Raw genomic sequence first — 18,608 nt, forward strand, 5'->3', positions numbered from 1 at the left:
GTCAACTTCCCCGTGGCTCCCCGATCAGCGTCGCGACATACTGGCGGATCGCCGCGACGAACCCCTCGGCTTCGTCAAGGGCCCGTCGCGCCGTGCCCTCATCGAGATACGAGACCGCTTCGTAATCCCCTGCCTCCCGATCGTCCTTCAGGTTGGCCAGGAACTTCCCCCAACGCCGGTCGAGCTTGCCGGTCTTCACCAGCAGGAGGCCGAAGAGCGTCACCAACCCCCGATGCGTGTCGGCCCGCTGGCCCTCCGTCAAGAGCGCCGCCTGCGCGGCATGGAACGCGGCATAGTAGGCGCGCGAGATCGCGTCGTCCCAGTACCCTTTGCCGTACAGGTCTCGGGCCGCCCGCACCTTCTCCTCCGCCTTGGCCAGGTAGCTCCGGAGGAGTTCGATGTGAGTCCTATCCAAGCGGCACCCCTTCCTCGGCAATCCGCGTCATAAACGGCGTCCGGAGGCCCTGCAGCCGCTCGAACTCCTGCTTCTCGAACACCTTGAGCGAGACCAAGCGCCCGTAGGTCAGGAGCACGTCCAGTACCGCATCGTACAGGGCGTCCAGTAATAGAGGATCCTTCTGATCCACGACCAGGAGCAGATCATAATCGGAGTCGGTCTGGTGCGTGCCTCTGGCGCGCGAGCCAAAGAGGAGGAGCCGCTCGACGCGCGGGCGGATCGGTCCGATCGCCTGAAGAAACGCCAGGAGCACGGCGTCTTGCCCGGCTGGACCAGGCATCCCAACTTCCCTCCTCATCCCCTGACGACAGGCTCTTTGTACGGCAAGGCCAGAACTGCGTCAACGGGAAACTTCCCCGTGCCGGCGGTCTGCCAGGACGTTCGGTAGGCCCGGGCCGTGGAGCCCCGGCGCGGCTGTTGCCGTGCCGGGACGCTGTGGTCGGATCGCTCTCGTTCGCCGTCAGCGGGTTTGAACCACGGAGTGACGATGAGCGCGTTGCAAGCGACCGTCCTCTGTGCCTGCCTCGTCCTCGCCTCCGTCGTTACCGTCCCCGAGCCGAATACCTGACGCGATCTCCTCTGCACGCTGGACGCGCACGGCTCCCGCGCTGGCCGCCGAGCAGCGGTGCTGGAACCAGACGATTCTCAATGTACTGGATGCCATGTTGATGACGGTCATGGTACCACCAGCTTCTCCTTCGCCAGCGGCACACTGTCCAGAAACGTCCGCATGGGCTCTTGCCAGAGCACCAGCGGCCCTGGTGCGGCCGGCGATCGTGGTCCTGCGCGAGCCACGCATCGAGATCCGCTTGCAGCTCCTCCAGCGTCCGGTCGAGCTTCTTGCGGAACGCCACCCGGTAGAACTCGTTGAGCAGGGTCTTGTGGAACCACTCGCCGAGGCCCTTGTCTGCGCGCGTTTGGTCTTCGTCCGCATGTGCTCAATGTCTTCCACTGCCTGGGACCGTTCAGACTCGTGCCGGTCCGGCGCCCCGCAGGACTCGGTCCCCCGATCGGGTAGGACGCAGCTCAACGGGATGCCGGGCTCCTCAAAGAACGGGAGCACCCGATCGTTGAGCAGGTCGGCCGCGGTGAGCGGGGTCTTGCGATCGTCGAGCTTCGCGAAGCTCACCTTGCTGTCGGCGTCAATGACGGGCTGCGGGAAGATGCGGCCCACCCCCTTGAGCGTCCCGACGGAGCAGGTATCCTGCGCCCCACAATAGCCGGGGCATTCGCTCTCGAACTCCCCGGTGGGCCCCCTTGTCGGCCTTGGCCTTCCAGGGCCGCCTCACCCCCGGTCTCGTCGAGCTCCTTGAACCGGTACAAGCTGCCCCGGCTGTCGCCCATGATCTGGCAGGCCTTCGACACATTGCCGAGTGGCTTCGCCAGCTCCAACAACCCCTGCCTGGTCTTGATACTCTTCCGCTCCTTCGTCATGATCCTCGCTCCGTTCTCCCCAGAGGGGAACGGCAAGGACTTTCCCTGACTGTCAGATTGAGATTGTTGCAAAACTCCTCTTTACAGGGCCTTCAAATTCGTGTACGTAGCTGACCCAGATCACCTACACAAGGAGGCGTGGCCTGTTCAAAACAGGCGGCGCGAATGGCTCCTTTTTCGGCGACTGGCTCTATGAGCAGGTTCTGGGGGATCGGCCCCATCTGCTGCGGGACCTCCGCCGCCTCGTCGACTTCGAGTTCGTCAACGAGGCGTGCGCTCCGCTGGATCGTGACGAGACCGGCCGCCCGCCCGACGAGCCAGCGCTCCTGTTCAAGATCGTCTTCCTGCAGTTCCTCTCTAACCTCTCCGACCGGGAGGTGGAGGACGCGGTGACCTACAACCTCCTCGATAAGTGGTTCCTGGGCTTAGCCGCCGATGAACGACCGCCTGATCACCCCGCGCTCTGCCGCTTGCGGGCCCGACTGGGGCCCGAGCGCTTCCAGGCCCTCTTCAACCGCATCGTCGCCGAGGCGCGGCAGCACGGGCTCGTGACCGACGCCCTGCACATCCTCGACAGCATCGACCTGGCGGCCCGGGTGGACTTGTTCCGGCTCACGGACACCTTCCAAGACAGGCAGGACGATCAGACCTCCGTGGACCGGCATTCGCCGGACCCTGATGCGCGCTTCGGCCGCAAGACCCCAACCAAGGGCTTCTCTGGCTAGAAGGTGCATCTCGCGGAGGATGCCCGCAGCGAACTGATGACGGCGGTCCCTGTCACCCCTGGGAACGAGCCCGATGGGGCCCAGTTGCCCATCTTGGTGACGGGGGGCCCCACCGAAGTCGTCGCGGACAAAGGCTACGACTGGCCCCAGCATCATCAGTGGCTGCGCCGGCGGCGGATTCTCTCTGGCATCATTCGGAAACAGCCCGGCCCTGGCCGGCCGCGGCAGAGTCGTCGGCTGCGACCCATCATCGAGCGCAAATGCGCCGAACTGACAGTCCATCACCGGCTCGCCCGCTGTCGGTACTGGGGCTTGGCCAAGACGACGATCCAAGCGATCATGACCGCCTTCGTGGTCAACTGCAAACGGCTCGTGCGCCTCTTGAGTCCCGTCTGGAGTTCGGCATGAGCAGCGGCATCGGATGGCGGAGCAGCCTCCCCCTGCTCCAGCACCGGTGGGCCTCAGGGACACAGGGTTACCTCTCTAGCCTGGGGCCGTAGCACCGACTCTCGACGGGACATGCGTCCGCAAAGGGAGTTTTGCAACAGTCTCAGATTAAATTCGGCTCATGCCGAATTGTTGAATGAAACCCTCCAGGGACGGAATTCGGCCATCCAAGGCGTACAGGCTTGGATAATTTTGAGCTTCATGTCCTCGTTGTCCCGGTAGCCATAGGCCCGACGGATGACGTTGCGGGCCGTCACGTGGCTCGCCTCGCTGGATCCCAGCGAGCCCTGCTTGTCGCAGAAGGCGAGGATGCCCTCCCAGTGACGCTCCACCAGGGTGACGAACTTCCGATAGGCCGGCATCCGCTGCCACGTGAGCTGGGCCTTCCAGGGCTCCCAGAACCGGCGAGCGCCGCCCTTGTCGGGGGAGTCCCACAGGTGACCGAAGGACTCCTTGAGAAGATGCGCCTTGAGCAGTTTGGGGCTGGCCGCGAGGACGGCGTCGAGGGCCTTGCGGGCCTTGCCGCGAACCCGAGCTCGGCGCGTGAGCAGCACGACCTTCTTGCCCGCCAAGGTCTGCGTGAACCGGCCCAGCGCCTTGCGCAGCTCGGCCTTGCGGACGGTGTTGAGGGCCTCGGTGAGATGGCGCCTCACAGGGAACGTGTCGTCGATGATCTGGCCCCCCCGAACCGCGCCCGTGATCTGGGGGCAGCCGTGAGCCCGGATCCTGGTCTCGAAGGCCCGACCCAGGTCGATCCCCGCGTGGGTGATCGTGGCGGCCCGGTCCGTGCCAAACCAGCGCCAACATCGCTGCAGGCTCTTCTCACTCCGGCCCTCCACCACGGGGAGCCTCGCTGGGCCCCGAGGCCCCTCCAGGGCGTTGATCAGGGTCCAGTACCGGTGGCCTTTGCCTACGCTGATCTCGTCCATCCCCAGCACGGGGATCCCCTCCAGCGACCGGGTCTGCTGCGCCCTGCGGAGGGCCGCCGTGTCAAAGGCCTTGACGGGGTCGCGGGGCCACGCCTGGAAGACGGCCACGGCCTTCACGGTCATCCCCTGGCCCAGCTCGGCCACCAAGCCGGCCAAGGCCGTGGTCACCCGGGCCTACGTGGCCAGCCACGGCAAGGCCTCCCCCGTCAGGCCGCAGGTCGGGCCGTGCACTCGGGACTCCCAGCACGTCAGCACGGTGACGGGCTCCCACCAGATCACGTGGTGGGCCGTGCGTTCCCGAGTCCCGCACCGCCCTGGTCGTCCATTGCCCGCAGCCGCGACCGCGAAACCGGCTCCGATCTGTCCTGGTCAGCCGCAGCACCACCTGGCTTCGCGTGCCGACCCAGCCTTGCTCGATGGCCGTGATTCGGAACCCTGGAATCCCCAACCGTTCGGTGAGACAATGGGGTGCATTGGGCATCTGCGCGATCCTCCCTGGCCTCCGATTTTCCCGATCGAAGGGCAGAGCGTACCTCGTCTCAGGTGCCCTTTGCTCTTGCATGGTTGGACAAAGGCCCGTTCAACATTCCGTCAAGAGCCTTAAATTCTAGCATCTACAAACACTCGATTGTTGTACTTAGTCCATCGACTTAGCCCGGGCCAGAAACCCGAACTCCTTTTCTGCTCTTGATGTACCCAGCCTACATCTTGGTTGCCCATCCGGCAGATTCATTGGTCGAGGTCTGAGCTTCGGGGGGTGAGGCTGGGACAGTTCGAGGTTGGAGGTTCGAGGCAGAAGCCCGTTCGACGTTCGATGCTTACTACCGGGCGCCCGGGCTATGAATTGACTATGGTCACTGACTATAGTACGATTAGTCAATTACGAGAGGTTGTGCATGGCTGAAACCGTGAGCATCTCTACTTTTAAGGCGACCTGCCTCGCGCTGCTTGCCAAGGTGAAACGCACCGGCCGGCCTATTCTTGTCACTCGTAAAGGGGAGGTCATCGCCCAAATTCTGCCTCCCCCGCCGCCTCAGAAGCCCCCCTCCTGGCTAGGCTCGTTTCAGCCGACCGGCAAGATCCTCGGCGATCTCCTCTCCCCCGCCGTTGGCGCCACGGAGTGGGAAGTCCTGCGGTCGTGAACCTGTTGCTGGACACCCACACCCACACCCACATCTTTCTCTGGAGCCTCATTGAGCCCGGTCGCTTGCGCTCGCAGGTTAGGTCCGAACTGGAGGATCCGGCCAACCAGCTCTGGATTTCCCCACTGACCACATGGGAAGTGCTGATCTTGGCCGACAAAGGCCGCGTGCGCCTCGAACCGACCGCCGCCGAGTGGCTCCGCCAGGTCTTTCGTACCATCCCGTTTCGTGAAGCCCCCGTGACCCATGAAATTGCCTTTCAAAGCCGTTCGGTGTCTCTCCCACATGATGACCCTGTGGACCGTTTCCTCGCTGCCACTGCCCTCGTCAACGACCGGACCCTCGTCACGGCCGACGAGCGCCTCTTGCACGCACGGGGTTTCTCGACTCTCGCCAACCGGTAGCTCTGGTTCGACAGAGACGATGGGCTCTAGGAGCCTGTCCGAGACTGAACGGAGAGCCGTTCCTAAAACCATGGAAAACCATTCCACAGCACGTCACCCGAACGGCGCTGATGACGATTCGCGTGCAGGAATTCCACCTGCACTCGCCGGTAGGATCGCTGCCGGCGCCTTGCCGGACCGTCCGGCAGGTGACCGACAGGATCGAGCCATGCCCGACCAGCGAGGCGCTGCCAGCGCCGCTTCCTTCCTGGCGACCTGCCGCCAGAACGACCAGACGTGCTTGTCCCGATTCCTCACGGGTAGGGAGAAGGCGACCTGGTCGCTCATGCGGCGGTTTGGCCGCTCGGAATACTTCAGAGCCCGCCGCGCGAGGCACAACGCTGCGGCCTGGTGAGTCGAAAGCCCATAACGGCGGGCGAATTTGTGCCGACCGATGACCGAGGTGTAGGCGGGATTGACCTCCAGCACCTCCAGACCCGCATCATGAGCACGGGCCTTGAGGATGGCGAGGATGCGGGCGTAGGACAGCGCCGAGAGCATCCGGCGATAGCGGACACCGTTGCCCTCGAGCTGCGCCTTCTTCCGGGCGAACGCCAGCCGCTCGAAGGCCAGGGGCTTGTGTGTTCCCCGGGCGAATGCCATCACCTGCTTGACGGCTTCGCCGATGCGCGCTTGGGCCTGTTCTCGGCTGCACCCGTACGTGACCAGCGGGATCTTCGCCGTGGCGCACGGATTCCCATGCCGGTCGGTTTCGGTTACAGCCAGATGGTCGTTGTTGAGGTCAAGCCCGATCACACCGAGCCGCCGATCGCTTTGGAGCCTGACGGGCAGGACTCCGGTGGAGATGAATACACGCCAGCCTTTGGCATCACGAACAAAGCGGTAGCTGATCGCCTGTTGCCGGGCGAGCGCCGCCACCACATGCTCAGTCCCATACGGCAGCGTCGCCTCAACGCGCAGGAATTTCTCTCCCCCGTTGGCCGCGATGACAGCGTCCGGCAGACGCAGCCGGAAGGCAAAACGGCCATGGCCCAGGTATTCCGCCACACACCCCTGGCACCCGGCGGTCTCGTCCTTCGATCCCAGGACGAAGAACTGGCTCGCACGGGCACGTCGCCACGCGGTGCGCCATTCATCCAGAGACGCGTAGCCATGCTCCTTCAGATGGAACTGGGCCCGGAACAGCGGCCGGCTGCCAAAACAGATCCGGACCCGGTCATGGGCGTGATCGTCCTCCAGGCGAGCCAAGCGGTGCCGGAGGATGGCCAGGCGGCGCTTCTTCTGATGGATCCGTTTGGCCAGGCACGCGCGCTGCGTAGCATCGGTCTCTTCGCGGTGGCGTCTGTCCAGCGCAGCCAGCCGCTTTTCGGCCGTGTTGATGCGTGTCCGGGCTTCCTGGATCAGTCCCTTGCGGCGTTCCTTGATCGAGGACACCATGCCCTTCAGCGTATGGCAGATCGCATTGAACTGCCGGGCGGTCAGGCCAAAACGCTGGAGATAGGCGGGCTTCAAGGACTCCGGGCTCTCGCCCCGTGCCATAGCGGCAAACAGCGTGCGCTGCACGTGGCCATACAGTTCGGCATAGGCCCCGAGCAGGCTGTCCGCCTTCGGCGGGATGACCAGGCGGGTTTGATACGTGCGTTGAGCTGCCACCTATCCGCCCTCCCTGCAGGCCGCGATCAGGTTCTTGGCCCGATTCTTGGCCGAGCGGCGTCCATACAGACGGGCGCAGAACGAAGTCAGCACCGCGATCATGTCCTGCACCAGGTCGTCCTGAAGCTCAGACTCGTCTACCACCAACACGCGTGCCCCGCGGGCAGTCAGGGCCGCTTCCACGTACTCCGCTCCAAAGCGCATCAACCGGTCCCGGTGTTCCACAATGATGGTTTTGACCCTGGGATCGGCCAGAAGGTGCATCAGCTTCTTTCGATGGCCGTTCAGACCGGAGCCGATTTCAGTGACCGTCCGGCTTACCGACAGCCCTCGGGCATTCGCGTATTCCAGGCAACGGGCCACTTGTCCATCCAGATGGGGGCGCTGATCACTGCTGGAAACACGGGCATAGATCACGGCGATGCCGTTATCTTCTGATGCCTCCTGAACGATGATCGTCCCACTCGGCAACTGTCTGGCGGGGATAGGCAGCTTGCCGAGCCGAAACCAGTTCCAGACCGTGCGGTAGCTGACGCCTTGTTTCTTCGCCCAATCGCTTAATTTCATGCTTCATAGAGCAGCATGTATTTCTATAGTATTCTAGACAACACGAGAACTGTTGCAACCCTATGGGCTTGAGGACTGGTCCCGTTGTGTGCCGTTGCGGACTGATCGGTCCATAGGGTCTCCCGCTATCTCTTGGCTGCTCCGCTTCGCCTTCCGGCTGCCGCCCCGCGTCCGCAGCCCTCACCGGGGGCTCGGCGGCGGCACTGGGCTGGGGGGCTGCGGCAGCCGGCCCCAGCGCCGCGGAGCCCCTGCAGGCGCCTCGCGAGCGACCTGCTGCAGCGTGGTCTCGGCCTGCGCCTCCTTGTTCCAGGACGGCCTTGGCGGCCCGAATCGTCTGCAGCCGGTGCTCCCGGCGCACCAGCTCCGCCGGCAGCTTATCGCCGCATCGGCCGGGCCTGTAGACGGCCTCATCCGGAACATCCGCCTCCTCGGCCCGCTGGAACAACGTCGCGACCTCCGCCTGCAACCGGGCCTCCTCGGTCCCCAGCCGGCCGTTGCTCCTGGCCTTGTGCATCGAGGCATGGGCCTTGACCTTGGTGCCATCCAGGGCAATGTGCCCAGCTTCACCAAGCCCGCCTGCTGGCAGATCTCCAGGACCTGGGACACACAGGTCGGCCAGGGGCGGACAGATGCGGCTTGCGGAAGTCGCTGAGGGGGCGGAAGTCCGGCCGCTCGTTCGCCGCCAGCACCCGCAACGTCACATCCTCTTCCAGTTCCCGGGCAATCTGCCGCGAGGCCGGAATGCCACGGCGTAGGCATCCAGCAGCCCCGTTACCAGCCTGCGGGGATGAGAAGGCACCGAGCTGCGGGCCACCCCACCAGCGGTCTTTAGCACCGGGGTAAGGTCCAGTTCGGCCACAGGGTCGGCCACGAAGGAAGCCAGATGGTCCTCGGGCGGCCACTCATGGGCAGCAACCACCCTCGTCGGGCTCGTAGGGGCGAACCGTGCGGGTCGTCATCGCAGGGCTTCCTCTCGCTGTCTGAGGGGATTATGCCTGTACACCAGTCAGAGGCTCCCGACCAAGCCATTTCTCGAGTCAATGTCGGACAGGCTCCTAGCGAGTTGTTGGGGGATAGCCATCAAGCTGAGCCTCGGCACACGCAAGGTGGGTCAGCCGTTGGAACGATTTATTCCGGAGCAATTGGCGACCAATGGGGTTCGGCAACGCCCTATCGAGTTCCGGCATGTCGTACGGCTCGCACGGTTGCCCGTTCATCATCGAGACCCATTTGATCGCCTGCTCGTGGTAGAGGCGCAGGAAGCGAGGGTGACTGGGGGCCGCCGATCCCGTCGTTGGGATGGAGGCCGCTGCCATCAGCGTCGCCCGCGCCGGCGCGACCGTTTGCCCGTGGCCGACGCCCTACTCGCCAACCAACCCTCGGCACCCTGGGTCGCCCGCCACGCCCCGCCGAGCGTGCGCGCGCAGACCACCGCTTCCTCTTCACTCCCCAGCGTATAGGCGTCCGGCTCGCGGTCCGGGCAGTCCCGTGCCCCGGTCAAGTAGCCGGGCACGTGCCGGTTCGCCCGGATGGCGCGTTGCAGGCGCGCCCGGGCACCAGGACTATCTCCGTCGCGCCGGAACGTCCACAAAGCCCACCCATATTCCCAGAGCGCGGTTCCCTCGTCCGCGAACTGCGCCAGCAGCGTCCCGGCTTCCTCATCCCGTCCCGCCGCCAACAGGCCCCCCAGCAGCAAGTAGCGGACGCCCTGGTTGTCGTTGGGGTTGAGGCGCAGGAGCTCCCGATAATGAGCGAGCGCCTCCTCGCGACGCCCCAACGCTTCCAGACACTGCGCGAGCCCGAACCGCGCCCGCATGTAAGGTCTCGTGCCGATCAGGCCCCAGAATCGCCCGGCCTCCTCCGCGAACACCCGGGGTCCCAACGCCCGTTCACCGGCGGCGACTCCCTGGGCATACAGCTCACAGGCCTGGGTAAGGTCGGTGGTCTGCTCGGCCAGCAGCACGTAGGCGTCCGCGCAGTCGGGCGAGAGTTCCAAAGCCTTGCGAGCCAGTTGCCTCCGCCGTCGCCCCTGCGCCTCCACGGCGCGATAGACGAGATCCTGGGCCCGCTCCAACGGCGTGGCCGCCGTAGACGGGATGGCATCCAGATCGCCGACGAAGCGGCGCTGGAGCATCTCGTCCACCGCCTCCCGAGTGTCGAACTCACCGCGCCCGACCGCGCGTTCCATTTCCAACAGGACGCGCTCCATGATCCGCCGATCCGGCAGGCCCGGGCGGGGATAGGCCGGCGGCGCATCAAGCGGTTCGAGCAAGGAAGGAATCGCCAACTGGACGGTGAGCGTCCCCTCGCCGGTCGTCACGGACCGCGTCCAGCGGCCTTGGTCCATCTCCTCCTCCGTGGTCTCGGCCAGCGCCCGCAGGATCGCCTCGAGCGTCGAGAGCGTCGCCCGGTCCGGCCGCCGGACGAGCCCCCCGGCTCCGAACTGCACGGCCAAGGGGTAGGCCAGCTCCCCTGCCACGGGCAGCGCGTGATCCTCCCACAGATCCGCGTCGCCGAACGGCAAGTCCCACAGGGGACCGTAGAGCACCGACCAACCGGCCCCATCGGGCAGATCGCCCGGTCCCCTCGCCTCGCTGAGAGTCTGGTACGCTTCAGGGGACTGGTAGAACCCCAAGCCGAAGGTTTCGCCGCCTGCGCCGAGGACGGTGCAATACTGAAGATCTGGGCTGACAGGGGGCGCTTCCACCCGAATGAGATCGGCATCCGTCAGATACTGCCACGGCGCGGCCCGATAAAAGCGATCTGCCGCATCGGCGAACGTCCGCATCCGCTCAATGGTCACCCCGGGAGCCTCAAGCGCCGAGGGCACCGATGGCTTGCCGGCCATCCCCTGGTCAAGCCAGGCCAAGACCTGGCGGACAGCAGGCAAGTCCGGCACAATCCCCAGCGCAAGCTCCGGATCCCCGAGGGCGTTGAGGAGCTGGGTGCCGAGCCCCAGGTCGGACACTTCAAGCCGGGCCGGCCGGCAGCCGGCCAACCGGGACTTGAGGCCGAATTCGAGGAGCGCCTCCAGCGCCAACGACCAATCGGGTCTGCTCGGTTCCTTGGCGCTCTTGAAGTGCGCAAGCCCCGTGCGGAGGCTGACCCAGAACCCCGCCCAGAGCCGATGGGGTGGCCGACCGGGTTGATCCTCCACCCACGCGGGCAGCCGAACCAGCCCCCCCTGCCAACATTCGTCGGCTCGTCGCGGAAGCCGCTTGAATCGCTCCATGACCAGTGAGGATACCGTGTCCATTGGCTCCGTTCCTCCTCTGCTCGACGCAGGCGCGGCGCGCCCCCTTCCCTTTCCCGGGGCAGCGCCACCAGGCATCGTGCCGCAGCCTTTTACCCCCCCCGCCCGCACATTCCGGCAATAGCCTCCGTTTGTCAAGCCTCCTGAGGCGCCGGACCCGGCCTGTGATTTGCCCTGTGCCTTGTGCTACGATTCGATCCCGTGCAGCCACCCTCATGAGAACCAAGGCGGACGTCATGCACGGTCTCGACCGAACCGGCTCTTCGTTGCTTGTGCGGCTCCTGCTCATCCTTGCTCCGTTCACCGCCCTGGCGGCATCGCTGCCCCCCGAACTCGTCGGACGCGACGGCGCCCCCATGGTGCTGGTGCCCGCCGGCCCCTTCCCGATGGGCGTGCCGCCCGGCGACCGGGACGGCGGGCGCGATGAGTATCCCCGGCATGTGGTGGATCTCGACGCCTTCTACATTGACCAGTACGAAGTGACGAACGGCCGCTACCTGGAGTTCGTGCGCGCGACCGGGCACCGGCCCCCGCAGCACCCGAGCAATCCCAGCCGGAACCTCTGGCCGGGCGGGCTGATGCCGGAGTCCGTCGCCGACCGGCCGGTCATCAACGTGGACTGGTACGACGCGGACGCCTACTGCCGCTGGGCCGGCAAGCGCCTGCCGACCGAGGCCGAGTGGGAGAAGGCCGCGCGGGGCACGGACGACCGGCGATTCCCCTGGGGGAACGTCGAGCCGACCGACAAGCACCTCAACTATAACCAGCGCTGGCAGGGCGAAAAGACGCTCATGCCCGTCGGCAGCTACCCGGCAGGCCGGAGCCCCTACGGCGTCTACGACATGGCGGGCAACGTCTGGGAATGGGTCGCCGACTGGTACGATCCGCTCTACTACGAGAAGAGCCCGCCGAAGAACCCCAAGGGCCCCGCGACCGGCACGCACAAGGTGCAGCGCAGCTCGGGCTGGCAGGTCGAGACCCCGCTGGTCCGCATCTTCACCCGGGTCAAGAGCGATCCGCTGAACCGGAACGAATCCACCGGCTTCCGCTGCGCCAAAGACGCCTACGAAAGAGCCCCGCCCTTCCGAGCGGCTTTTCAGATCGGTGCCACCTGCTTCACAAACCTCATAGCCTGCGGTACAGTAGGGGCCGTATGGAATCTCTCACCACACGACCGGCGTGGCTCGATGAAATGGTCGCCTCGCTCGCTCAACGGCTCGGCCCCGATTTGGTCGCCGTGGTCCTATTCGGCTCTCGTGCCAGAGGGGAGGCCCGCGAGGACAGCGACTGGGACCTCTTAGTCATCGCTCGCCACCTGCTCGACGGCCCCTTCGAGCGTGGACGCCAACTCCGGTCATGGCTCTCCTCAGCTCACCGGGCAAAGGTCGCCTTGCTGGCCAAAACGCCGGATGAATTCGAAGCGGACGTCCCAAGCCTCTGGCTCGATATTGCCCTTGACGGAGTTCTGCTGTATGACCCGCTTGGCTACGCCGCTGACCGATTCGAGCGACTCCGACGCTTGATTGACCGGAAAGGCCTCGTCCGTGAATCCAGGGGCCACGATCTGGTTTGGCAATGGCGGAACTTTCCTGGCTTCGCCTGGTCCTTGACCTGGGAGCAGGCGAGATGACCAAGGACCAGGCGGCGTTCCGCTTGCGGATGGCCACAGGGTTCTTGCGGGAGGCGCAACAAGACGTGGCTCTCGAACGTTGGCGATCCGCTGTCGACAATGCTCAACTGGCGGCCGAACATGGCGTGAAGGCTGTGCTTGCGTTGACAGGACCAGTCGGCCGGACCCATGCCCCCACGGTTCCGCTCCGTGAGGCGCTTGACCGGAAGGTCTTTCCTTCTGCCTTGGACGAGCATCTCCGTCGCCTGATCGAACTTGCGGAAATGCTTGGACATGACGTGCACGTTCAGACCGATTACGGGGACGAAGCGACCGGACGCACGCCATGGGAGCTGTTTAGCAAGAGTGATGCGCTCGGGGCCGTTTCGGAAGCGCAACAGATCGTGCAGTTGGCACGGCAGATCATCGAGGCCACCTCCTAGGAGCCTGTCCGACATTGACGCAAGAAACAGATTGTCAGGGGCCTCCGACTCGTGTATAAGCAGATTCGCCTAGCTACACGGCGGGAGACTCTGCCAAGACCACGCTGATATTATGCCCCCCATGAGCCTAACAACCTGTGGCTGTTGCCGCCATCGCCGCGAGACTGGCAGCCGGAGGACCACCTGGTGTACTTCGTCTCGGATCTGGTGGACGAATTGGACCTCCGGCCTATCCTGCAGATCTACGCCGGGGTGAGCCCGAGGATTGTGCCCTATCACCCTTGAATGCTCGCAAAGTTCGGCTCTCCGCCTATACCGTGAACACTCCAGCCTCGTGCCAGATTGACCGGGAACTGGAAGAGGAGGTGGTGTTTCGCGTGCTGGAGGCAATCAGAGCCCGGACTTTCGGCCCCCCTCAGCGACTTCCGGAAGCCGCATCTGGCGGCCCTGGCTGACCTGTTTGTCCAGGTGCTGACGCGGTGCCAGCGGGCGGGGTTGGTCAGGCTGGGCCACATCGCCCTGGATTGGCACCAAGGTCAAGGCCCAGGCCTCGACACACAAGGCGATGAGTGACGGCCGGATGGGGACCGAGGAGGTCTGGTTGCAGGCCGAGGCCACGCTCCGCCAGCAGGCCGAGGCGGCCGATGCGCAGGATGATGCGGCCTATGGGCCGGATCGTCGGGGGGATGAGTGGCCGGCCGCGTTGGCTCGCCGGGAGCAACGGCTCCAGACGATTCGGGCGGCCAAGGTGGTACTGGAACAGGAAGCGCAGGCCGAGGCCACGCTGCGCCAGGGCGCCCGCCAGAAGGCCGTGGGTGCCCCGCCGCGCCGGGGTCGGCCGCCGCATCTGCCTAGCCCCGCCCCAGAAGGCCCAGCGCAACTTCACTGATCCGGACAGTCGGATCATGCCTGCGCCAGATGCCAAGGGGAGTGTCGTCCAAGTCGACCACTGTCAGGTGGCGGTGGACGCCCACGTGCAGATCATCGTGGCCGCCGACCTCGTTCTCTCAGTTCACTATCGGACAGGCTCCGAGGGCGTTGAGGAGCTGGGTGCCGAGCCCCGGGTCGGACACTTCAAGCCGGGCCGGCCGGCAGCCGGCCAACCGGGACTTGAGGCCGAATTCGAGGAGCGCCTCCAGCGCCAACGACCAATCGGGTCTGCTCGGTTCCTTGGCGCTCTTGAAGTGCGCAAGCCCCGTGCGGAGGCTGACCCAGAACCCCGCCCAGAGCCGATGGGGTGGCCGACCGGGTTGATCCTCCACCCACGCGGGCAGCCGAACCAGCCCCCCCTGCCAACATTCGTCGGCTCGTCGCGGAAGCCGCTTGAATCGCTCCATGACCAGTGAGGATACCGTGTCCATTGGCTCCGTTCCTCCTCTGCTCGACGCAGGCGCGGCGCGCCCCCTTCCCTTTCCCGGGGCAGCGCCACCAGGCATCGTGCCGCAGCCTTTTACCCCCCCCGCCCGCACATTCCGGCAATAGCCTCCGTTTGTCAAGCCTCCTGAGGCGCCGGACCCGGCCTGTGATTTGCCCTGTGCCTTGTGCTACGATTCGATCCCGTGCAGCCACCCTCATGAGAACCAAGGCGGACGTCATGCACGGTCTCGACCGAACCGGCTCTTCGTTGCTTGTGCGGCTCCTGCTCATCCTTGCTCCGTTCACCGCCCTGGCGGCATCGCTGCCCCCCGAACTCGTCGGACGCGACGGCGCCCCCATGGTGCTGGTGCCCGCCGGCCCCTTCCCGATGGGCGTGCCGCCCGGCGACCGGGACGGCGGGCGCGATGAGTATCCCCGGCATGTGGTGGATCTCGACGCCTTCTACATTGACCAGTACGAAGTGACGAACGGCCGCTACCTGGAGTTCGTGCGCGCGACCGGGCACCGGCCCCCGCAGCACCCGAGCAATCCCAGCCGGAACCTCTGGCCGGGCGGGCTGATGCCGGAGTCCGTCGCCGACCGGCCGGTCATCAACGTGGACTGGTACGACGCGGACGCCTACTGCCGCTGGGCCGGCAAGCGCCTGCCGACCGAGGCCGAGTGGGAGAAGGCCGCGCGGGGCACGGACGACCGGCGATTCCCCTGGGGGAACGTCGAGCCGACCGACAAGCACCTCAACTATAACCAGCGCTGGCAGGGCGAAAAGACGCTCATGCCCGTCGGCAGCTACCCGGCAGGCCGGAGCCCCTACGGCGTCTACGACATGGCGGGCAACGTCTGGGAATGGGTCGCCGACTGGTACGATCCGCTCTACTACGAGAAGAGCCCGCCGAAGAACCCCAAGGGCCCCGCGACCGGCACGCACAAGGTGCAGCGCAGCTCGGGCTGGCAGGTCGAGACCCCGCTGGTCCGCATCTTCACCCGGGTCAAGAGCGATCCGCTGAACCGGAACGAATCCACCGGCTTCCGCTGCGCGATGGACGCGCCCGCCAAGTAGGGGCACCATGGCCGAGCGACCCGGATTCGCCGACCTCCGCGTCGCGGCGTTCGAGAGCCGGATGGCGGTGGAGATGGCTGGCCTTATCCGCCGACACGGCGGCGAGCCCTTCGTCGCGCCCGCCCTGCGGGAGGTCCCGCTCGAGGACAACGTCGAGGCGCTCCGATTCGGCGAGCAGCTCCTGGCGGGCCAGTGCGACCTGCTGATCCTGCTCACCGGGGTGGGCGCGCGGGCGCTCGTCGCGCTGCTCGAGACCCGTCACCCGCCGGAGGCCGTCTGGGCCGCGCTCGCTCGGACGACCCTGGTCGCGCGGGGCCCCAAGCCGGTCGCCGCCCTGCGCGAGTGGGGGTTGGCGCCCGCCGTCACCGTGCCTGAGCCGAACACCTGGCGCGACCTCCTGCGCGCGCTGGACGCGCACGGCTCGCTCGTCGGCCGCCGGGTAGCGGTCCAAGAATACGGGATGACGAATCCCGAGCTGCTCGCGGGCCTGGTCGCGCGCGGCGCGCTGGTCACCCGCGTGCCCGTCTATCGCTGGGCCCTCCCGGAGGACACCGGCCCACTCCGGCAACTCCTGGCCCAGATCCTCGACGGCCGGATGGACGTACTGCTCGTCACCAACGCGGCGCAGGTGGAGCAGGTGATGCGGCTGCTGGAACAGGAGGGACGGGCGGAGGCGTTTCAAGCTGCGCTCCGGCGGATGGTCGTCGGCTCGATCGGCGCGATCGCCAGCGAGGCGCTCCGGAGCCACGGCTTGCCGGTGGACCTGGAGCCCAGCCACCCCCGGATGGGCGTGCTGGTCAAGGAAGCCGCCGAGCGGGCCCATGAGCAGTTGCGGAGGAAGCGCGCGGTGCCGTAAGAGACGGGTTGAACCAGGCATGCGGCTGGCCCCGTCACCCTGCCGCTTACAAGACGGCGGGGCCGGACGGACCTGGCCAGAAATTGAAATCCAAGACCGTCTTCAGGGTGAAGGGACACGCAGGCGGGAAATGCGTTTCCGGCAGGCCGGTTTCGAGCGCGGCCTGCTTGACGGCCCACCGATAGCAGGAATCCAGGATCGTCTCAGGAAAAGAGACCAGACTCGGGCTATCGGCCAAGACGCTCTCAATGCCAATCCGCTGTTCGGTTACGGTGGCTCGCCAGCTTGGAGAGCGATGCGAGGGCTGGCATTCCCATTTAAGCAAATGAAGCAATAGGATCCGGAGCCGGTTCCGAATCTCCCGCCTCTCGCTCACCCCCATGCTCTCCACCTCTTCGGCGAGATGGGCCAGATCGAGCGCCTCCGTGCGGCCAGCTCGGAGCGAGGCGGCCTGCTCTTGCGTCCACGCGTAAAAGTCGCGCTGATACTTCCCGCTCACGACCAGCCTCTCCACCGGCACAGCATAGAGCCCAACCTTATCACAGCACAGCCACCGAGACAACCGTCACCGTTCTGACTCACCCGTTATAGTTCCCCGTGCTTCGTTCTGAGTGTTGCGCTCTCCGTTCCCCGTTCCAGGCTGGCGGTTGCCGCTGGCGTCCCGCGCGCAGCGGAAGCCCAGCCAGTTCATCTTGGTGGTCGGGTCTGCGCCGTTGCGCTGGGCGGCGCGGACGGTCGGCGTACTGTCAATCCAGCCACCGCCGCGGAAGGCCTTTTGGGTTCCCTGCGCCGGCCCCTTCGGATTCCGGTCCGGGGCCTTCTTGTAGTACTCGCGATCGTACCAGTCCGCGACCCACTCCGCGACATTGCCGGACATCTGAAAGACGCCGTAGGGGCTCACGGCGTTCTCGTACTTGTTCACCGAGATGATCGGCGGATAGAGCAGGAGTCGCTCGGGGCGATCCCGCACCGGGCCGGAGAGCCCCGTCCGCCCGAAGTTCGCGCGGGAGAGGCCCGCCGGTTGGTTCCCCCAGGGGTAGATTCGGCCGTCCTCGCCGCGCGCCGCTTTCTCCCACTCGGCCTCGGTCGGCAGACGCTTGCCGGCCCAGCGGCAGTAGGCGTCCGCGTCGTACCAGGTCACGTGCATGACTGGATGGGTCGCCATCGCCTCCTGAAAGTTCCCGCCGTCGTAGCGCCAGTCCACGAGCGGCGGCCGGCCGGTCGCGAGCGCGAACCGCAGGAACTGGACGGTCGTGACCTCGTACTTGTCAATCTCAAAGGCATCGAGATAGACCCGCCGCTGCGGCATCTCGGAGGGATAGGCCAGCCGGTCCACCCGCTTATCGCTGCCCATCAGGAACCAGCCCGCGGGCACGAGGACCATGTCGTCGAAGGCCGGCAGCTTCGCCCGCTCGGCCGCGAGCTGCTTCCCTTCCGGCGTCCACTCCACCGTGATGTCGGCGACATCTGCGCCCCACACCAGCGCCGCGCCCGCAACGAGGGCGACGCCGACCAGGCCCATCACCACCGCGTTCACGTTGCTCCGCATTTCGCTTGTCTCCCCCCAGTCATTCTTGCGTCCATCCGCCCGGCCCTCACAACTGTCCCTTTACATCGGTCCCGGCCCCGGCGCCACCGGTTGCCGGCTCGGCCCGCGCTTCGGAGCCTGGCCGCCGGGACGGTCAAACTCCTCGAGCGGCCGGAAGTTCACCGGCAATTCGAACAGGAAGTCGGACACGGGTCTCAGCTTGACGTGCTTATACTCCACCTGCCAACTCCCGTCCTTCCGGGCGAGCCGCAACGGAAACCGGATGTCCGTCGCCAGCCATTGGTAGTACACCACGGGCGCGCCGCCGCCCGCCCGCTGGACCGTCACCTCGTAGAGCGTCGTCGGATGGCCGTCCAGCGTCTCCGTGCCGATTTCCTCGCGGGACACCTCCCCGTCCAGCCGCTCGCTCACCTTGGGGGCCTGCTCCGGATCGTAGGGAAGGGTCTTGAAGTGCCGCATCCGGGACAGGAGCAGCCAGATGACCTGCTTGTCCTTGCGGACGATGGTCACGTTGACCGGACCCAGATCGTGGTGTTCGAGCCGCCACCGGTCGTCCCGGTAGTAGATGTTGGCCTTGCGGCTGTGGCCGTTGATCGTCGTGATCTGGTCGGCGGTAAACTCTAGCGCCCAGCCGTCCGCGGCGCCGAGCAGCCCTGCGGCGACCAACACCGCGACGAGCCGCGTCCTGCACAGAGCCACGCTCATG

At 66.0% G+C, this 18,608-nt stretch carries 21 protein-coding genes and 1 pseudogene; 11 read left to right on the top strand and 11 right to left on the bottom strand.

Annotation, left to right across the window (positions count from 1 at the left end; genetic code table 11):
* Position 1 precedes the first annotated feature (1 nt).
* From ACWHYQ_RS07130 to ACWHYQ_RS07140, 3 genes and pseudogenes are all read right to left on the bottom strand, one after another.
* Positions 2–415, bottom strand: a complete 414-nt coding sequence (locus ACWHYQ_RS07130; RefSeq protein ID WP_447975006.1) for a HEPN domain-containing protein — start codon at positions 413–415, stop codon at positions 2–4.
* Positions 408–737, bottom strand: a complete 330-nt coding sequence (locus ACWHYQ_RS07135; RefSeq protein WP_447975007.1) for a nucleotidyltransferase domain-containing protein — start codon at positions 735–737, stop codon at positions 408–410. Before ACWHYQ_RS07135 ends, ACWHYQ_RS07130 begins: the two co-directional genes overlap by 8 nt.
* Positions 738–1,188: 451 nt before the next feature.
* A pseudogene (locus ACWHYQ_RS07140) lies at positions 1,189–1,849 on the bottom strand (hypothetical protein); the annotation flags it as partial.
* Here ACWHYQ_RS07140 and ACWHYQ_RS07145 point away from each other — a divergent pair.
* The 3 genes from ACWHYQ_RS07145 (at position 1,767) to ACWHYQ_RS07155 (ending at position 3,024) form a co-directional block, all read left to right on the top strand.
* Positions 1,767–1,940: a hypothetical protein gene (locus ACWHYQ_RS07145; protein WP_447975623.1), complete on the top strand. Its 174-nt coding sequence runs from the start codon at positions 1,767–1,769 to the stop codon at positions 1,938–1,940. The pseudogene ACWHYQ_RS07140 and the gene ACWHYQ_RS07145 overlap by 83 nt on opposite strands.
* Before the next feature lie 232 nt (positions 1,941–2,172).
* Positions 2,173–2,616 (top strand): transposase, encoded by a 444-nt coding sequence (locus tag ACWHYQ_RS07150; protein ID WP_447975543.1) that lies wholly within the window; start codon positions 2,173–2,175, stop codon positions 2,614–2,616.
* 3 nt (positions 2,617–2,619) lie between these two features.
* Positions 2,620–3,024, top strand: a complete 405-nt coding sequence (locus ACWHYQ_RS07155) for a transposase (RefSeq protein WP_447975008.1) — start codon at positions 2,620–2,622, stop codon at positions 3,022–3,024.
* 158 nt (positions 3,025–3,182) lie between these two features.
* On the opposite strand, the gene ACWHYQ_RS07160 is transcribed toward ACWHYQ_RS07155, so the two are convergent.
* Positions 3,183–4,160 carry an ISL3 family transposase gene (locus ACWHYQ_RS07160; RefSeq protein WP_447973355.1) on the bottom strand — a complete coding sequence of 326 codons (978 nt, stop codon included), beginning with the start codon at positions 4,158–4,160 and terminating at the stop codon, positions 3,183–3,185.
* A 728-nt stretch (positions 4,161–4,888) separates the two neighbouring features.
* Between ACWHYQ_RS07160 and ACWHYQ_RS07165 the strand changes: the two genes are divergently transcribed.
* Positions 4,889–5,134, top strand: coding sequence for a type II toxin-antitoxin system Phd/YefM family antitoxin (locus tag ACWHYQ_RS07165; RefSeq protein WP_447975009.1), 246 nt, complete (start codon positions 4,889–4,891; stop codon positions 5,132–5,134).
* Positions 5,131–5,538: a type II toxin-antitoxin system VapC family toxin gene (locus ACWHYQ_RS07170; RefSeq protein WP_447975010.1), complete on the top strand. Its 408-nt coding sequence runs from the start codon at positions 5,131–5,133 to the stop codon at positions 5,536–5,538. The genes ACWHYQ_RS07165 and ACWHYQ_RS07170 overlap by 4 nt, the downstream gene beginning before the upstream one ends.
* 93 nt (positions 5,539–5,631) lie before the next feature.
* Here ACWHYQ_RS07170 and ACWHYQ_RS07175 read toward each other — a convergent pair whose 3' ends face one another.
* From ACWHYQ_RS07175 to ACWHYQ_RS07185, 3 genes are all read right to left on the bottom strand, one after another.
* Positions 5,632–7,191, bottom strand: coding sequence for an IS200/IS605 family accessory protein TnpB-related protein (locus ACWHYQ_RS07175; protein WP_447972730.1), 1,560 nt, complete (start codon positions 7,189–7,191; stop codon positions 5,632–5,634).
* Positions 7,192–7,758, bottom strand: coding sequence for an IS607 family transposase (locus ACWHYQ_RS07180; RefSeq protein ID WP_447972731.1), 567 nt, complete (start codon positions 7,756–7,758; stop codon positions 7,192–7,194).
* Positions 7,759–9,073: 1,315 nt separating this feature from the next.
* Positions 9,074–11,014, bottom strand: coding sequence for a DUF7309 domain-containing protein (locus tag ACWHYQ_RS07185; RefSeq protein WP_447975011.1), 1,941 nt, complete (start codon positions 11,012–11,014; stop codon positions 9,074–9,076).
* Positions 11,015–11,226: 212 nt separating this feature from the next.
* On the opposite strand from ACWHYQ_RS07185, the gene ACWHYQ_RS07190 reads away from it, so the two are divergent.
* From ACWHYQ_RS07190 to ACWHYQ_RS07205, 4 genes are all read left to right on the top strand, one after another.
* The gene (locus ACWHYQ_RS07190; protein ID WP_447975012.1) at positions 11,227–12,312 is read left to right on the top strand and encodes a formylglycine-generating enzyme family protein; all 1,086 of its coding nucleotides are present in this window, start codon (positions 11,227–11,229) and stop codon (positions 12,310–12,312) included.
* Entirely contained in the window at positions 12,204–12,641 is a 438-nt protein-coding gene (locus tag ACWHYQ_RS07195; RefSeq protein WP_447975013.1) for a nucleotidyltransferase domain-containing protein, read from the top strand. Before ACWHYQ_RS07190 ends, ACWHYQ_RS07195 begins: the two co-directional genes overlap by 109 nt.
* Complete coding sequence (locus ACWHYQ_RS07200) at positions 12,638–13,063, top strand: HEPN domain-containing protein (RefSeq protein WP_447975014.1); 426 nt, start codon at positions 12,638–12,640, stop codon at positions 13,061–13,063. The genes ACWHYQ_RS07195 and ACWHYQ_RS07200 overlap by 4 nt, the downstream gene beginning before the upstream one ends.
* A gap of 565 nt (positions 13,064–13,628) precedes the next feature.
* A complete protein-coding gene (locus ACWHYQ_RS07205; RefSeq protein ID WP_447975015.1) occupies positions 13,629–13,952 on the top strand; it encodes a hypothetical protein in 324 nt (107 codons plus the stop codon).
* A gap of 118 nt (positions 13,953–14,070) precedes the next feature.
* On the opposite strand, the gene ACWHYQ_RS07210 is transcribed toward ACWHYQ_RS07205, so the two are convergent.
* A complete protein-coding gene (locus ACWHYQ_RS07210) occupies positions 14,071–14,424 on the bottom strand; it encodes a hypothetical protein (protein ID WP_447975016.1) in 354 nt (117 codons plus the stop codon).
* A gap of 212 nt (positions 14,425–14,636) precedes the next feature.
* Between ACWHYQ_RS07210 and ACWHYQ_RS07215 the strand changes: the two genes are divergently transcribed.
* Together ACWHYQ_RS07215 and ACWHYQ_RS07220 are read left to right on the top strand one after the other, a co-directional pair.
* Positions 14,637–15,497 carry a formylglycine-generating enzyme family protein gene (locus ACWHYQ_RS07215; protein WP_447975017.1) on the top strand — a complete coding sequence of 287 codons (861 nt, stop codon included), beginning with the start codon at positions 14,637–14,639 and terminating at the stop codon, positions 15,495–15,497.
* A 7-nt stretch (positions 15,498–15,504) separates the two neighbouring features.
* Positions 15,505–16,353: a uroporphyrinogen-III synthase gene (locus ACWHYQ_RS07220; protein WP_447975018.1), complete on the top strand. Its 849-nt coding sequence runs from the start codon at positions 15,505–15,507 to the stop codon at positions 16,351–16,353.
* Positions 16,354–16,399: 46 nt separating this feature from the next.
* Here ACWHYQ_RS07220 and ACWHYQ_RS07225 read toward each other — a convergent pair whose 3' ends face one another.
* The 3 genes from ACWHYQ_RS07225 to ACWHYQ_RS07235 all read right to left on the bottom strand — a co-directional run bounded on the left by ACWHYQ_RS07225 (position 16,400) and on the right by ACWHYQ_RS07235 (position 18,607).
* Complete coding sequence (locus tag ACWHYQ_RS07225) at positions 16,400–16,852, bottom strand: DUF29 domain-containing protein (protein WP_447975019.1); 453 nt, start codon at positions 16,850–16,852, stop codon at positions 16,400–16,402.
* 66 nt (positions 16,853–16,918) lie between these two features.
* The gene (locus ACWHYQ_RS07230; protein WP_447975020.1) at positions 16,919–17,902 is read right to left on the bottom strand and encodes a formylglycine-generating enzyme family protein; all 984 of its coding nucleotides are present in this window, start codon (positions 17,900–17,902) and stop codon (positions 16,919–16,921) included.
* A gap of 60 nt (positions 17,903–17,962) precedes the next feature.
* Positions 17,963–18,607: a hypothetical protein gene (locus tag ACWHYQ_RS07235; protein WP_447975021.1), complete on the bottom strand. Its 645-nt coding sequence runs from the start codon at positions 18,605–18,607 to the stop codon at positions 17,963–17,965.
* Position 18,608: the final 1 nt, after the last annotated feature.

Source organism: Nitrospira sp. Kam-Ns4a (assembly GCF_965152595.1).